Raw genomic sequence first — 13,597 nt, forward strand, 5'->3', positions numbered from 1 at the left:
TCAATGCGCCCCGGCCGGGGCGCGCACCTTGCAGCGCGCCGTGGCCAGAATTTCCACACACAGGCGGCTGTAGCTCATGCCTGCGGCCTTGGCGCCCATGGGCACCAGCGAATGCCCGGTCATGCCGGGCGAAGTATTCATTTCCAGCAGCCAGGGGCGATCCTGCGCGTCCAGCATGAGGTCGGCGCGCCCCCACCCCTCGCAGCCCAATACGCGATAGGCCTGCTCGGAGAGCATCTGTACGTGCCGGGCCAGCGCCGGATCCAGATCCGCCGGGCAGTGATATTGGGTCTCGTTCGACACGTACTTATGCTCGTAGTCGTAGTTGCCCTGAGGCGCGACGATCTCGATCACGGGCAGCGCGCGTGCGCCGGCGCCCGTCCCCAGGACAGGCACGGTCAGCTCGCGCCCCACGACGAACTGTTCCGCCAGCACCTGATCATCGAAGCGGCACGCCAGCGCGTGCGCGGGTACCAGTTGTTCCGGTGCGTCCACGCGCGTCACGCCCAGCGTCGAGCCCTCGTGCGGCGGCTTGATGATCAGCGGCAAGCCCAGCTCGTCGATCAGCCCGCGCGGATCGGCATCGCAATCCAGCGTTGCAAAGCGCGGCGTGGGAAGGCCATGCTGCAGCCAAAGGCGCTTGGTGGCGATCTTGTCCATCGCCAGGCACGAGGCCAGCGGACCGCTGCCGGTATAGGGGATGTTCAGCAGCTCCAACGCGCCCTGGATGGTGCCGTCTTCGCCATAGCGTCCATGCAGCGCAATGAACACTCTGTCGAATTGTTCGCCCGCCAGATCCGCCAGGCTGCGGATTCCGGTATCGAACAGATGGGCGTCCACGCCTTCCGCGCGTAAAGCCTCGCAGACTCCAGCGCCCGACATCAGCGAGACCTCCCGCTCCGCCGAGGTACCGCCGTACAGGACACCCACACGACCAAAGGACGGCTTCATAGCGCCCCCCCGAGCTGGACGGGCACCCGGCTGATGGACCCGGCCCCCATGATCAGGACCACGTCCCCGTCACGCACGAATTCGCGAATCGCGGCCGCCATATCGGTCACGTCTTCGACGAAGACCGGCTCGACCTTGCCGGCCACCCGCAGGCCGCGCGCGAGCGACCGGCCGTCGGCGGCCACCAGTGGCGGCTCGCCGGCCGCATAGACCTCGGTGAGCAGCACGGCATCCGCCGAGCTCAGCACGCGCACGAAGTCCTCGAAGCAATCCCTGGTCCGGGTGTAGCGATGCGGCTGGAACGCGAGCACGATCCGGCGATCGGGCCACGCACCCCGCGCTGCCGCGAGGGTGGCCGCCATTTCCACCGGATGATGGCCATAGTCGTCCACAACGGTAAAAGTCCCGCCACCCTGCGCGGCGGGCACGGGGAAGGACCCCACCTGGGTGAAGCGCCGGCCCACGCCGCGGAACTGGGTCAGGGCCGCCAGGATTGCCTCGTCCGGCACCCCCAGTTCGGTGGCCACGGCGATGCTCGCAAGCGCATTGAGGACATTGTGGCGGCCGGGCAGATTGAGTCTGACGGCCAACGGGGGCAGCCTGCCATCGGTGCCCTCGCGCTCGGCCACGAAACGCATCGCGGTCCCCTCGGTGCGGATGTCATGCGCACGGACCTGGGCCGGCGTGTCGATACCGTAGGTGGTGACGGAGCGCGACACGAACGGGACGATCTCGCGCACGTTGGGATCGTCCACGCACAGGACGGCGGTGCCGTAGAACGGCAGCCGATGCGTGAACTCGACGAAGGCGCTCTTCAGGCGCGCCACGTCGTGCCCGTAGGTGTCCATGTGGTCCAGGTCGATATTGGTAATGATGGCCGTGACGGGGAGCAGATTGAGGAAAGATGCGTCGGACTCGTCCGCCTCGACGACGATGTAGTCGCCCTGGCCCAGCCGCGCGTTGGCGTCCGCGGCGTTCAGCCGGCCGCCGATCACGAAGGTGGGATCCAGGCCGCCCGCGGCCAGCACGCTGGCCACCAGGCTCGTGGTGGTGGTCTTGCCGTGGGTCCCGGCGACCGCGATGCCGAGCTTCAGGCGCATCAGTTCGGCCAGCATCAGCGCACGGGGCACCACAGGTACGCGGCCGGCACGCGCCGCCAAAAGCTCGGGATTGTCGGAATGGATCGCGCTGGACGTGACGATGGCCCCTGCGCCCGCAATGTGCTCGGCCGCGTGGCCGATCATGATGCGCGCACCCAGCGATGCCAGGCGCTGGGTCACCGGCGTTTCCTGGATATCCGACCCGCTGACGACGTAGCCCTGGTTGAGCAGTACCTCGGCAATGCCGCTCATTCCCGAACCGCCGATGCCGACGAAATGAATATGATGAATCCTGTGCTTCACGCCGATTTCTCCTGGGTATGGATGCACGCTTCGGCAATGAGCCTGGCGGCATCCAGACGGGCATGTTCGTGGGCGCGGCCGGCTACCCGCGCGAGCTCGGCGCGCTGGCGCGCCAGGAGCCACGCAGCCAGCGTGGCTGCATCGAGATCAGCCTGCCGCATCATCCAGCCTGCGCCGTCTTCCGACAGATAGCGCGCGTTGGCCGTCTGGTGGTCGTCGATGGCATGCGGCAGCGGGATGAACAGGGCGGCCACACCGACGGCCGCGACCTCAGCCACCGTCATGGCACCCGCCCGGCAAATCACCAGATCGGCCTCCGACAAGGCCAGAGCCATATCGTCGATGAAAGCAGCCACCTCCGAAGACACGGACAGGCGGTCGTACGTTTGCCGGACCGCTTCGGCGTGGTGCTGACCCGCCTGGTGCAGCACTTGCGGCCTCAATTCCTCCGGCAGCCGCGCCAACGCCTCGGGCACCAGCTCGTTCAGCCGGCCGGCCCCCAGGCTGCCGCCCAGCACCAGCAGGCGCAGGGGCCCGGTACGATCGGCATAACGCTGGGCAGGAGGCGGCACGCCGGCAAGCGCGGCGCGCACCGGATTGCCCACCATTTCCGCACCCGGCAGCGCACCGGGAAAACCTTCCAGCACGCGAGCGGCCAGGCGGGCCAGCCAGCGGTTGGCGGTCCCGGCCACCGCGTTCTGTTCATGCACCACGAGCGGGATGCCGAGCCACCGCGCCATCACGCCGCCCGGGAAGGCTACATAGCCGCCCATCCCCAGCACGACATCGGGGCGCTGGCGCTTGAGCAGTGCGCGTACATGCGCGCAGGCCGCCGCCAGCGTGCAGGGCAGTTTCAGCAGGGTCAGCACGCCCTTGCCGCGAACGCCGCCAAAATGCAGCGGCAGCAGCTCGATGCCATGCGCCGGCACCAGCCGGCCTTCCATCCGCTCGGGGTTCCCCAGCCACAGGATCCGCCAGCCCAGATCCCGCAGGACCTCAGCCACGGCCAGCCCCGGCATGATGTGCCCGCCCGTGCCGCCCGCCATGACAAGGATAGTGCGCCGCGTCATCGCCGCTTCCCCCTCATCATGCAACGGGTTTCATAATCCACGCGCAGCAGCATGGCCACCGCCACGAGATTCATGACGATGCCCGAACCGCCGTAGCTGACCAGCGGCAGCGTGAGGCCCTTGGTGGGCAGCAGGCCCAGGCAGACTCCCACGTTGATGAAGGCCTGCACACTGAACCAGAGCGCTACGCCCTGGGCCACCAGACCATCGAAGACGCGCTCCAGCACCATGGCCTGGCGCGCGATCTCGAACCCGCGCACCACCATGTAGGCAAATACGGCCAGCAGACACAGCACCCCGACGAAACCCAGCTCCTCGCCGATCACCGCCACGATGAAGTCAGTGTGGGCTTCCGGCAGATAGTGCAGTTTCTCCACGCTGGCTCCCAGCCCGACGCCAAACCAGCCGCCGCGCCCCAGCGCGATCAGCGAGTGCGAAAGCTGATAGGCGCTGCCATAGGCGTTGTCCGGATTCCAGGGATCCAGATACACGAAAATTCGCTCGCGGCGCCAGGGCGAGGCCCAGATCAGCAACAGGAAACTGCTCATCACGATGCCCAACAGTGTGGTGAACAGCTTCAGATTGATGCCGCCGATGAACAGGATGCCCACGGCGACCGCGCCAATGACGATAAAGGCGCCCAGATCCGGCTCCATCAGCAGCAGCAGTCCGACCAGCGCCAGGGCCATCGCCATCGGCAGGAAACCGCGCAGGAAACCTTGCAAGTGAGCTTGCTTGCGCACGACGTAGTCGGCCGCGTACAGCAGCACCACCAGCTTCATGAATTCCGACGGCTGGAAGTTCAGCGGCCCCAGCGGAATCCATCGGCGGGCGCCGTTGACTTCGCGGCCGATCCCCGGCACCAGAACCACCATCAGCATCAACAGCGCCACGGCAAACAGCGGCAGCGCCACCTTTTGCCAGACCTTCATGGGCACGCTGGCCGTGAAAAGGGCTGCGACCAGGCCCACCAGAATGAAGACGGCGTGGCGGCCGACGAAATAGAAGCGGCCATAGCTTTCATAGCGGGGCCCGTCGGCCAGGGCGATGGACGCCGAATACACCATCAGCAATCCGAACAGCACCAGAGCCGTCACTGCAATGAGGACGCCCACGTCCACGCTGGGCATGGTGGTGCGCCCGGGACGCACGGTGTTGAGGCTGGACGTGAGGCCGCCAAGCATGCTCATGCGACCTCCCCGCGTTCGATGGCCAACTCGCGTACGGCCGCCACGAAGCAGGCACTCCGATGGGCATAGTTGCGGAACATGTCCATGCTGGCGCAAGCGGGCGACAGCATCACCGCGTCCCCTGGCTGGGCGAGCGCCATGCCCCGTACGACAGCCTGCTCCAGCGTTTGGCAGGACTCCAGCGACACGCCGCAATCGGCCAGCGCTTCACCAATGGCCGGGCCGTCCTGGCCGATCAGCAGCACCGCACGCGCATGATCGCGAACCGCTGGCGCCAGGGGCGAAAAATCCTGCCCCTTCCCCAGACCGCCCGCGATCAGCACCACGGGGCGGCCCTGACCTTGCAGCGCGGCCAGCGTCGCACCGACATTGGTGCCCTTGCTGTCGTCGATGAAATCCACGCCGGCCACCGTGCGGACAAGCTCGGTCCGGTGCGCTTCGCCGCGATACTCGCGCAGCGCATGCAGCATGGGCGCCCAGGGCAGGCCGAGCACGGCCCCCAGCGACAGGGCCGCCAGCGCGTTGAGCGCATTGTGCCGCCCGCGAATCTGCAGCGCATCGGCCGGCATCAGCACCTGGACGCGGCCGGGTTCACGGCGCACGGGATCCGCCGGCTTCCTGCGGGCGCGCGGCGATGGCGCCTCCGATTCCGCCGGCTGAGCCTGCGCCAGCCAGGTCAGGCCCTGCCGCACGAGCAGCCCCAGATCGCCGGCGAACACGGGCGCATCGCTCCCGAAGCCGCGGACCTCGCCGGCGCTTGCATCGTCCACCATGGCCCGCACCCACGCATCGTCCCGGTTGATCACCGACACACGGGCCATCTTCAGCAGGCGCGCCTTGGCAGCCGCGTAGGCCTGCATGCTGCCATGCCAGTCCAGATGATCCTGCGTCAGGTTCAGCACGACAGCGACATCGGGGGCCAGAGACGTGGTGGATTCCAGTTGGAAGCTGGACAATTCCAGGACCCAGATCTCGGGCAGATCGTCCCGTTCCAGGGCATCCCGCAGGCTGCTCAAGGCGGCCGGGCCGATATTGCCGGCGGCCCGCACCGGGCGTCCGCACGCCTCGGCCAGATGCCGGGTCAAGGAAGTCACCGTGGTCTTGCCATTGGTGCCGGTCACCGCCGCCAGAAGCGGCGCATAGCCCTGGGAGCGCAGATCCGACAGCGCACGTGCAAAGAGCTCGACCTCCCCGAGGATCTCGACCCCGAGCCCGCGCGCGGCCGCCAGCAGATCCGACACCGGCGCATGGCCCGGATTCAGCCCGGGGCTGATCACCACGGTATGGACGCCAGCCAAAGCGTCGCCGCCCCACGCATCCGGTCCCAGGCGCAGGTCAGCGGCAATCTGCGCCGCCTGCAAGGCCTCCAGGCCGGCGGGCTGGGCACGGGTGTCGAGCACGCGCAGCGAGGCCCCCTGCGCCGCGCACCAGCGCGCCGCAGCCACGCCCGTCTCTCCCAACCCCAGGATCAGGGTCAGGCCATCGCGGCGCACGGAGGGGAATGAATATCGCTCGTTCATCGCAGCTTCAGGCTCGACAGGCCGATGAGGACCAGCATCATGGTGAGGATCCAGAAGCGGACCACCACCTGCGTCTCCTTCCAGCCGCCCACTTCGAAATGGTGGTGCAGCGGCGCCATGCGAAAGACGCGCCGGCCCTCGCCATAGCGCTTCTTGGTGTATTTGAACCACGAGACCTGAATCATGACCGACAGCGTCTCGACCACGAACACCCCGCCCATGATGAAAAGCACGATCTCCTGGCGCACGATCACGGCGATCGTCCCCAGCGCGCCACCCAGCGCCAGCGCGCCCACGTCGCCCATGAACACCTGTGCCGGATACGTGTTGAACCACAGAAACGCCAGTCCGGCGCCCGCCAGCGCCGCACACAGCACCATCAGCTCCGACGCTCCGGGAATGTACGGGAACAGCAGGTAGCGCGAATAGTCCACGCGCCCCACGACGTAGGCGAAAATCCCCAGCGCGGATCCCACCATGACGGTGGGCATGATGGCCAGCCCGTCCAGGCCGTCGGTCAGATTGACGGCGTTGCTGGCGCCCACGATCACCAGCCAGGTCAGGATCACGAAGCCGAAGACGCCCAGCGGGTAACTCACGGTCTTGAAGAACGGCACGATGAGGTCGGCGCGCGTCGGCAGCGGCATGGTGAAGCCGCTCAAGACCCAGTCCCGGAACAGCGGCCACAGGTCGGCATTGGCCGGGGCGGCCACGGCAAAGCTCAGATACACGGCCGCGACGGCGCCGATCAGCGCCTGCCAGAAGAATTTCTGGCGGGCCGGCATGCCCTCCGGATCGTGGTGCACGACCTTGCGGTAATCGTCGGCCCAGCCGATCCAGCCAAAGCCGAACGTCACCAGCAGCACGACCCACACGAAACGGTTGGTCCAGTCCGCCCACAAGAGGGTGCTGATGCCGATGGCAATCAGGATCAGGGCGCCGCCCATGGTCGGGGTGCCGTTCTTCTGCAGATGGGACTGCGGGCCGTAGCTGCGCACGGCCTGGCCGATCTTCAATTCGGTCAGGCGGCGGATCAGCCAGGGGCCGGCCAGCAACCCGATCGCCAGAGCCGTTGCGCAAGCCAGCAAGGCGCGGAATGTGATGTACTCGACTACCCCGAAGGCGCGGAAATGTTCGTCGGACAGCCAGCGGGCGAGTTCAAGCAGCATGGTTGTCCTCGCTGATGGGTGCGCCCGCCAGCAGCGCCTGCACCACGCGCTCCATGTGCATGCTGCGCGAGCCCTTCACCAGAATGTGGCCCGGACGCGAGGACAAGACGGCCGGAAGCAGCGCATCCAATGTATCGAACGCCTGGCCGCCCGCTCCGAAGGCCCGAGCCGTGGCGCGTGATGCGACGCCCAGCGTCAGCACGGCGTCCACGCCCCGTTGTCGCGCATAGGCGCCGACCTCCTCATGCATGGAAGGCCCCTGGTCGCCGACTTCGCCCATATCGCCCAGCACCAGCACCCGGCGACCGTCCAGGTTCGCCAGCACATCGATCGCGGCCCGCACCGAGTCCGGGTTGGCATTGTAGGTATCGTCGATGAGCTGGAACCCGTCCGCCAGAAGCCGGGGCTGCATGCGGCCGCCCACCGGGACGAAGCGGGCCAGACCGGCGGCGATGGCGGCCGCCGGCGCGCCAGCCACCCAGGCGCAAGCCGCCGCCGCCAGCGCATTGTGCAAATTGTGCCGCCCGGGCGCGTGCAGCGCGACCTGGACGGCTTCGTGCCCGACGTGCAGCCGAAACTCCGTCAGCTCAGTGCCGGCGTGTACCTGCGAGGCACGGACGTCGGCTTGCGCCGAGAAGCCAAAGCAGCGCACCCTACGATCACCCGCAAGCTCGCGCCACACGTTCGAGTATGCGTCGTCGGCCGGAAAAACCGCCACGCCATCGGCCGGCAGGGAGTCGATGACCGATCCGTTCTCACGAGCCACCGCCTCGACACTGGCCATGAACTCCTGATGTTCGCGCTGGGCGTTGTTGATCAAGGCCACCGTGGGCTGAGCAATCGCGGCCAGCACGGCAATCTCGCCCGGGTGATTCATGCCGAGTTCCAGCACGGCCGCCCGATGCGAAGGACCCAGCCGCAGAACGGACAGCGGGACGCCGATCTCGTTGTTGAAATTGCCGCGGGTCGCCAGGCGCCCCTCTTCGCCAAGCCAGGCGGCGAGGATGGCACTGATCATTTCCTTGGTGGTGGTCTTGCCATTGCTGCCGGTGACGGCAATGACCGGGAGTGCATGAACGCTGCGCCAGACCGTGGCAATGCGCTGGAGCGCATGCCGGGTATCGCCCAGCACGATCTGCGACAGCGTGCCGTCGGCCACCGGGTGCGCCACAACAGCCGCGCGCGCGCCGGCCTGTTCCGCCGCGCCCAGGTAATCATGTCCGTCGAACCGTTCGCCCCGCAGCGCCAGGAATAGATCTCCCGGCCTCAGGTTGCGGGTATCCGTGGACAGCCGGGCCCCCGATTGCCAGGTCAGTGCGAGGCGCGCCCACTCGCGGTCGTCAAAGGGACTGCGCACATGGTGGACCTCCTGGTAGGTCTCATGCCCCTTGCCCGCCAGCAGCACCACATCGCGTTCGCCGGCCCGCCAGATGGCACCCAGGATCGCGCAGGCGCGATCGACTTCGACCTGCGGACGCTGCGGCATGCCGGCCACGATGGCCTCGATGATGGCTTCCGGCGGCTCGGTGCGGGGATTGTCGGTAGTGACGACCACTGCGTCGGCCAATCGCGCGGCCGCCGCGCCCATGAGCGGCCGCTTGCCCGTATCGCGGTCGCCTCCGCAACCGAACACGCACACCAGCCGGCCGCCGCGCTCCCGGGCTACCGGCTGCAGAGCCGCCAGCACCCGTTCCAGGGCATCCGGCGTGTGCGCATAGTCCACCACCACCAGAGGCTGGAGGCGGTTGCCGGCCAGTCCCGCCACGGCTTGCAGGCGCCCCGGCACCGGATGCAGCACGGCCAGGGCGCGCGCCATCCGGCTCAGCCCCCACCCCAGTTCGCGTAGCACGCCGGCCACCAGCAGCAGGTTGGAGACGTTGTGTTCGCCCACCAGGTGCGTCACGATCTGAGCACTGCCATCGGGAGTGACGAGCCTGAAGACCAGGCCGTCCGCGCCGTGCTGCAGATCCTCCGCGCGAAACGGCTCCGCCGCTGAAGCCTTCAGGCTGTAGCCCACCCGGTGCCCGGACGGCGCACGGCCCGCAAGCAATTCGGCGCCAGCCGCATCGTCGGCGTTGATGACGGCGCCGCGCATCCCGGAGCGGGCAAAGAGCAGGAACTTGGCCTGCTTGTAGTGTTCCAGGGTACCGTGATAATCGAGATGATCACGCGTCAGATTGGTGAACCCGGCGACCTGGATCCGCACGCCATCGAGGCGCCCTTGTTCCAGTCCAATGGATGACGCTTCTATGGCTGCCGCCACACCGCCTGCCCGGACGATGGCTGCCAGGCTGCGATGGAGGGTCAGCACATCGGGAGTGGTCAGCACACCGCCCAGATTGCGGCCGTCCGGAAGCGTCACCCCGAGGGTACCGACCGTCCCGCACGGCATGTCCTCGGAATTGAGCGCGTCTGCGATCCATCGAACCGTGGAGGTCTTGCCATTGGTGCCGGTGACCGCCATCACCGTCAGCGCATCGGAAGGCCGCCCGTACCAGAGATGGGCAATCTCCCCGAGCGAAGCGGGCAGGTCCGGCACGATCAGCACCGGCACCTGATCGGGCACCGGCTGGTCTCCGCCTGCCGCGACCACGAGAGCAGCCGCGCCTGCGGCGATGGCCGCCGCCATATAGGCGCGGCCATCGGCCGCTATGCCGGGACAGGCAAAAAATACGTCTCCGGGGCGGACCTGGCGCGAATCCAGGCAGAGGTCGGCGTGCCGTTCGACCCGCTCGTCCAGCCAGGTCATGATGTCGAGGATAGTCATCGTGCGTGTCCCCCCTGATCCGCCACGGCCACCAGCGAATCCACAGGGGCATCCGGCCGCACCCCAAGACGGCGCAGGGTGCTCGAAACAATATCGGAAAACACGGGTGCGGCTACGCGGCCGCCATAATACCCCCCCGTACTGGGTTCATCGATGGAAACGGCCACCACAATGCGAGGATTTGAAACAGGCGCGAAGCCGACGAACGAACCCCGATATTTGGTCTTGCTGTACTGGCCGTCGACGATCTTGCGCGCCGTGCCGCTCTTGCCGGCCACCCGATAGCCTTGAACCTGCGCCAGCTTGGCGCCATCGGGACCCGCCGCGGCTTCCAGAAAGGATCGCATGAGACTCGTGACGCGCGGGGAATAGACCTGTGTGCTCGTCGGCTTGCCATCGCGGCGCAGCAGCGACAGAGACACCATGTCACCATCGCGTGCAAACGCCGTATAGGCATGAGCGATCTGGATCAGTGAGACGGACAGACCGTAGCCGTACGCCATGGTGGCGCGCTCGATGGCGCGCCAGCGTTGCCAGGGGCGCAGCCGCCCCGCCGCCATCCCGGGAAAATCGGTCTGCGGCACCCGGCCGAACCCGAGCTGCGAAAACTTGGTCCACATATCGCGGGACGAGAGCAGCTCCGAAATCATGGTCATGCCCACGTTGCTCGAATGCTGAATGATCCCGCCGACGTCCAGCGTCCCGAAGTGGCCCACATCGGAAATGAGGGCCCCCTGATAGCGATAGCGGCCGTTTCCGGTGTCGAAGAGCGTCTTCGTGGTGATCTTGCCTTCGTCGAGCGCCAGCGACGCAGTGAACGGCTTCATGATGGAGCCGGGTTCGAACGTGTCGGTCATCACCCGGTTGCGCAGTGCCGGGCCGGTCCGCTGGGCCATGTCATTGGGGTCATAGGATGGCAGGTTCACCATGGCGAGCACTTCGCCCGTACGCGTGTCCACCACGATCGCGGCGCCGCCCTTGGCCTGATGTTCGTCGATGGCGGCCTTCAGCGCGGTATACGTATCGAACTGGATGCCGGCATCGATGGAAAGCTGCAGATTCTGGCCATCGACCGCCGGCACCGCCGCCTGTACGTCCTCCACCACCCGCCCCAGCCGGTCCTTGATCACGCGCCGGGACCCCGGCTGCCCCGACAGGCGATCGTTGAAGGCCAGTTCAATGCCCTCGATTCCGCGATCCTCGATATTGGTGAAGCCGATGACGTGCGCCATGACTTCGCCTTCCGGATAGATGCGGCGCGATTCCGTGAGCTGCTGCACCCCCGGAATCTTCAGCTGACGAATCTGCTCGGCCACATTGAGCGGGACCTGGCGCTGCAGGTAGACGAAATTCTTGTCCTCGTCCTGGGTGCGCTGCTCGATGTCGCGCGCATCCACCCCCAAAAGCTTCGCCAGCGTGGCAATCTGGGCAGGTGTTGCCTTGTGGAAATCCTCGGGGATCACCCAGATGGCTTTGGCCGGCACACTGGAGGCCAGCACGACCGAGCCGCTGCGGTCGAAGATCTTGCCGCGCGTGGCCGGCAGAACCAGCGTGCGCTCGTAGCGGCGTTCGCCCTGGCGTTGCAGGAATTCGTTGGAAAAGATCTGGACGCTGAGCGCCTTCGCCACCACCGCGACAAACGCCAGCGCCAGCACAATGAGAACCAGCCGGGCCCGCCAGAAGGATGGCTTGGAAGACAGCACCGGACTTTCATGGAAGCCGAACCGCTTCATGGCCGGCCTCCCGACGCGTCCGGGTGCGCGGGCGCAGCGGACTCTTGGAGATAAATGGTGCGTCCCTGCGTCACCGGAACCAGATGCAGCTCCGTGCGCGCCAGCGCATCGATGCGCGCATTCCGGGCCAGTTCCGCCCGATCCAGCTGCAGCCGCCGCCAATCGACGTCCAATTCATGAGACTGGGACTTCAGGCGCTCTGACGCCACGAAGAGCTCGCGCGTCTGAAATCTCACCGTCACCAGCGAAATCGCCGACGTCATGAGCGCCAGGGTCAGCAGCATGGCGAGGCGCGTCATCGCTGCCTCCTGCGCGCCGCGGGCCGACCTGATTGGCCGGGCCTGTGCACGAACGTGCAGGCGTGGGCCAGGGTGAGCGGCACCGCCGTACGCTGCGCCACGCGCAGCACAGCGGAACGCGAACGGACGTTATCGTCGACTTCGGCGTCGTCCGCCTGCAGCTTGCCCAGCAGCGTCACATACGGCTTGGGCATGTCCTTTTCGGCAATCGGCAGGCGGGCCTGCGCCTGCCCCGGTCGCGCAGCGGCTGCGAGGCACTGCTTGACCATGCGGTCTTCCAGCGAATGGAAGCTGATGACCGCCAGGCGTCCACCCTGGCGCAGCCGGGTCAGCGCTGCCGGGAGGGCGCACGCGAGCTCCTCGAGCTCTTCATTGATGTAAATCCGTATAGCTTGAAAGGTGCGGGTGGCCGGGTGTTGACCCTTTTCGCGCGTACGGACGACACCGGCGACGAGCTGGGCAAGTTCGCCCGTGGTGCGCAACGGGCGGGATTCGCGGCCCGCAACAATCGCCTTTGCAATCTGGAAAGCAAACCGTTCTTCGCCATAATGTGCGATGACCTCCTTGATCTGATCCACGTCGGCGCCGGCCAGCCATTCGGCTGCCGTCGGCCCGCGGCTGGTGTCCATGCGCATGTCCAGAGGACCATCACGCATGAAAGAAAACCCCCGCTGGGCATCGTCGATCTGCGGGGAAGATACGCCCAGATCCAGCAAGATCCCATCCACCTTAGGGATGGTCAGGCGATCCAGTTGTTCCGCCAGTGTGGCGAATCCTTGATGAACGACGCGGACGCGAGGATCCTCGGCCTGCAAGGCATGCGCCACCGAAATGGCTTCCGGATCCTTGTCGAACACCACCAACGTGGCCTCGGGGGCGAGACGCTGCAGCAGCAGCCGGCTGTGGCCACCTCGGCCAAACGTCCCATCCACGAACACCCCCGTCAACCGGGGAGACGTCCCATCACCCGCCGACCGACGGCCGAATACCGGACTCAACAATGCGTCGATAGCCGGTTCCAGCAGGACGGTTCGGTGGGAATACGCCATGGGCGGGCTCAAAAAGAAATCTGTTCAAGAATCGACGCATCAAGCTTGTTCACGTCCTCGATGCTGCGCGCCTCCCACGTGGGCCGGTCCCACAGCTCGAAATTCGACCCCAGGCCCAGCAGCATCACCTCGCGTTCCAGGCCGGCTGCGACACGCAGCTCCGGGGACACCAGAATGCGGCCGGCGCCGTCCATCTCCACATCCTGAGCGCTTCCCAGCAACAGCCGCTGCAGCGAGCGCGCGCTGGCGGACAGGGCGGCAATCTGCTCCCGCTTGGCTTCCCAGATGGAACGCGGATACAGCAGCAGGCACCCGTCGGGATGCCGCGTAAGGGTGAGGCGCCCCTCTTCAGTGGCCAGCAGCACGTCGCGATGCCGGGACGGAATCGACATCCGGCCCTTGGCATCCAACGTCAGCGCGCTGCTTCCCTGAAACATGGGGTTCCT

General features: G+C 66.9%; 11 protein-coding genes. All 11 read right to left on the reverse strand.

Annotated features, from left to right (window positions below; translation table 11 throughout):
- From ACVCMJ_RS08565 to mraZ, 11 genes are read right to left on the reverse strand one after another with little or no spacing between them, the layout of a single operon-like run.
- Entirely contained in the window at window positions 1–951 is a 951-nt protein-coding gene (locus ACVCMJ_RS08565; protein ID WP_447081001.1) for a D-alanine--D-alanine ligase, read from the reverse strand.
- Entirely contained in the window at window positions 948–2,354 is a 1,407-nt protein-coding gene (gene murC / locus ACVCMJ_RS08570) for a UDP-N-acetylmuramate--L-alanine ligase (protein WP_447081002.1), read from the reverse strand. Before murC ends, ACVCMJ_RS08565 begins: the two co-directional genes overlap by 4 nt.
- On the reverse strand, window positions 2,351–3,424 hold the full coding sequence (gene murG, locus ACVCMJ_RS08575) for an undecaprenyldiphospho-muramoylpentapeptide beta-N-acetylglucosaminyltransferase (protein ID WP_447081003.1): 1,074 nt from the start codon (window positions 3,422–3,424) through the stop codon (window positions 2,351–2,353). Before murG ends, murC begins: the two co-directional genes overlap by 4 nt.
- Window positions 3,421–4,614, reverse strand: a complete 1,194-nt coding sequence (ftsW, locus tag ACVCMJ_RS08580) for a putative lipid II flippase FtsW (RefSeq protein WP_447081004.1) — start codon at window positions 4,612–4,614, stop codon at window positions 3,421–3,423. Before ftsW ends, murG begins: the two co-directional genes overlap by 4 nt.
- Window positions 4,611–6,134: a UDP-N-acetylmuramoyl-L-alanine--D-glutamate ligase gene (gene murD, locus ACVCMJ_RS08585; protein WP_447081005.1), complete on the reverse strand. Its 1,524-nt coding sequence runs from the start codon at window positions 6,132–6,134 to the stop codon at window positions 4,611–4,613. The genes ftsW and murD overlap by 4 nt, the downstream gene beginning before the upstream one ends.
- Window positions 6,131–7,303, reverse strand: a complete 1,173-nt coding sequence (gene mraY, locus ACVCMJ_RS08590; RefSeq protein WP_447081006.1) for a phospho-N-acetylmuramoyl-pentapeptide-transferase — start codon at window positions 7,301–7,303, stop codon at window positions 6,131–6,133. Before mraY ends, murD begins: the two co-directional genes overlap by 4 nt.
- Window positions 7,293–10,070: a bifunctional UDP-N-acetylmuramoyl-L-alanyl-D-glutamate--2,6-diaminopimelate ligase MurE/UDP-N-acetylmuramoyl-tripeptide--D-alanyl-D-alanine ligase MurF gene (gene murF, locus ACVCMJ_RS08595; RefSeq protein WP_447081007.1), complete on the reverse strand. Its 2,778-nt coding sequence runs from the start codon at window positions 10,068–10,070 to the stop codon at window positions 7,293–7,295. Before murF ends, mraY begins: the two co-directional genes overlap by 11 nt.
- Complete coding sequence (locus ACVCMJ_RS08600; protein ID WP_447081008.1) at window positions 10,067–11,803, reverse strand: peptidoglycan D,D-transpeptidase FtsI family protein; 1,737 nt, start codon at window positions 11,801–11,803, stop codon at window positions 10,067–10,069. Before ACVCMJ_RS08600 ends, murF begins: the two co-directional genes overlap by 4 nt.
- Window positions 11,800–12,102 carry a cell division protein FtsL gene (gene ftsL / locus ACVCMJ_RS08605; RefSeq protein ID WP_447081009.1) on the reverse strand — a complete coding sequence of 101 codons (303 nt, stop codon included), beginning with the start codon at window positions 12,100–12,102 and terminating at the stop codon, window positions 11,800–11,802. The genes ACVCMJ_RS08600 and ftsL overlap by 4 nt, the downstream gene beginning before the upstream one ends.
- Window positions 12,099–13,151 carry a 16S rRNA (cytosine(1402)-N(4))-methyltransferase RsmH gene (gene rsmH / locus ACVCMJ_RS08610; RefSeq protein ID WP_447081010.1) on the reverse strand — a complete coding sequence of 351 codons (1,053 nt, stop codon included), beginning with the start codon at window positions 13,149–13,151 and terminating at the stop codon, window positions 12,099–12,101. The genes ftsL and rsmH overlap by 4 nt, the downstream gene beginning before the upstream one ends.
- Window positions 13,152–13,159: 8 nt before the next feature.
- The gene (gene mraZ / locus ACVCMJ_RS08615) at window positions 13,160–13,588 is read right to left on the reverse strand and encodes a division/cell wall cluster transcriptional repressor MraZ (RefSeq protein ID WP_447081011.1); all 429 of its coding nucleotides are present in this window, start codon (window positions 13,586–13,588) and stop codon (window positions 13,160–13,162) included.
- Window positions 13,589–13,597: the final 9 nt, after the last annotated feature.

Source organism: Castellaniella sp. UC4447_H14 (assembly GCF_052978285.1).

Excerpts from the sequence above, each read along its gene's own strand:
- mraZ (WP_447081011.1), bottom strand. The coding sequence starts at position 13,588 with ATGTTTCAGGGAAGCAGCGCGCTGACGTTGGATGCCAAGGGCCGGATG.
- murD (WP_447081005.1), bottom strand. The coding sequence starts at position 6,134 with ATGAACGAGCGATATTCATTCCCCTCCGTGCGCCGCGATGGCCTGACC.
- ACVCMJ_RS08600 (WP_447081008.1), bottom strand. The coding sequence starts at position 11,803 with ATGAAGCGGTTCGGCTTCCATGAAAGTCCGGTGCTGTCTTCCAAGCCA.
- ftsL (WP_447081009.1), bottom strand. The coding sequence starts at position 12,102 with ATGACGCGCCTCGCCATGCTGCTGACCCTGGCGCTCATGACGTCGGCG.
- murF (WP_447081007.1), bottom strand. The coding sequence starts at position 10,070 with ATGACTATCCTCGACATCATGACCTGGCTGGACGAGCGGGTCGAACGG.
- ACVCMJ_RS08565 (WP_447081001.1), bottom strand. The coding sequence starts at position 951 with ATGAAGCCGTCCTTTGGTCGTGTGGGTGTCCTGTACGGCGGTACCTCG.
- rsmH (WP_447081010.1), bottom strand. The coding sequence starts at position 13,151 with ATGGCGTATTCCCACCGAACCGTCCTGCTGGAACCGGCTATCGACGCA.
- ftsW (WP_447081004.1), bottom strand. The coding sequence starts at position 4,614 with ATGAGCATGCTTGGCGGCCTCACGTCCAGCCTCAACACCGTGCGTCCC.
- murG (WP_447081003.1), bottom strand. The coding sequence starts at position 3,424 with ATGACGCGGCGCACTATCCTTGTCATGGCGGGCGGCACGGGCGGGCAC.
- mraY (WP_447081006.1), bottom strand. The coding sequence starts at position 7,303 with ATGCTGCTTGAACTCGCCCGCTGGCTGTCCGACGAACATTTCCGCGCC.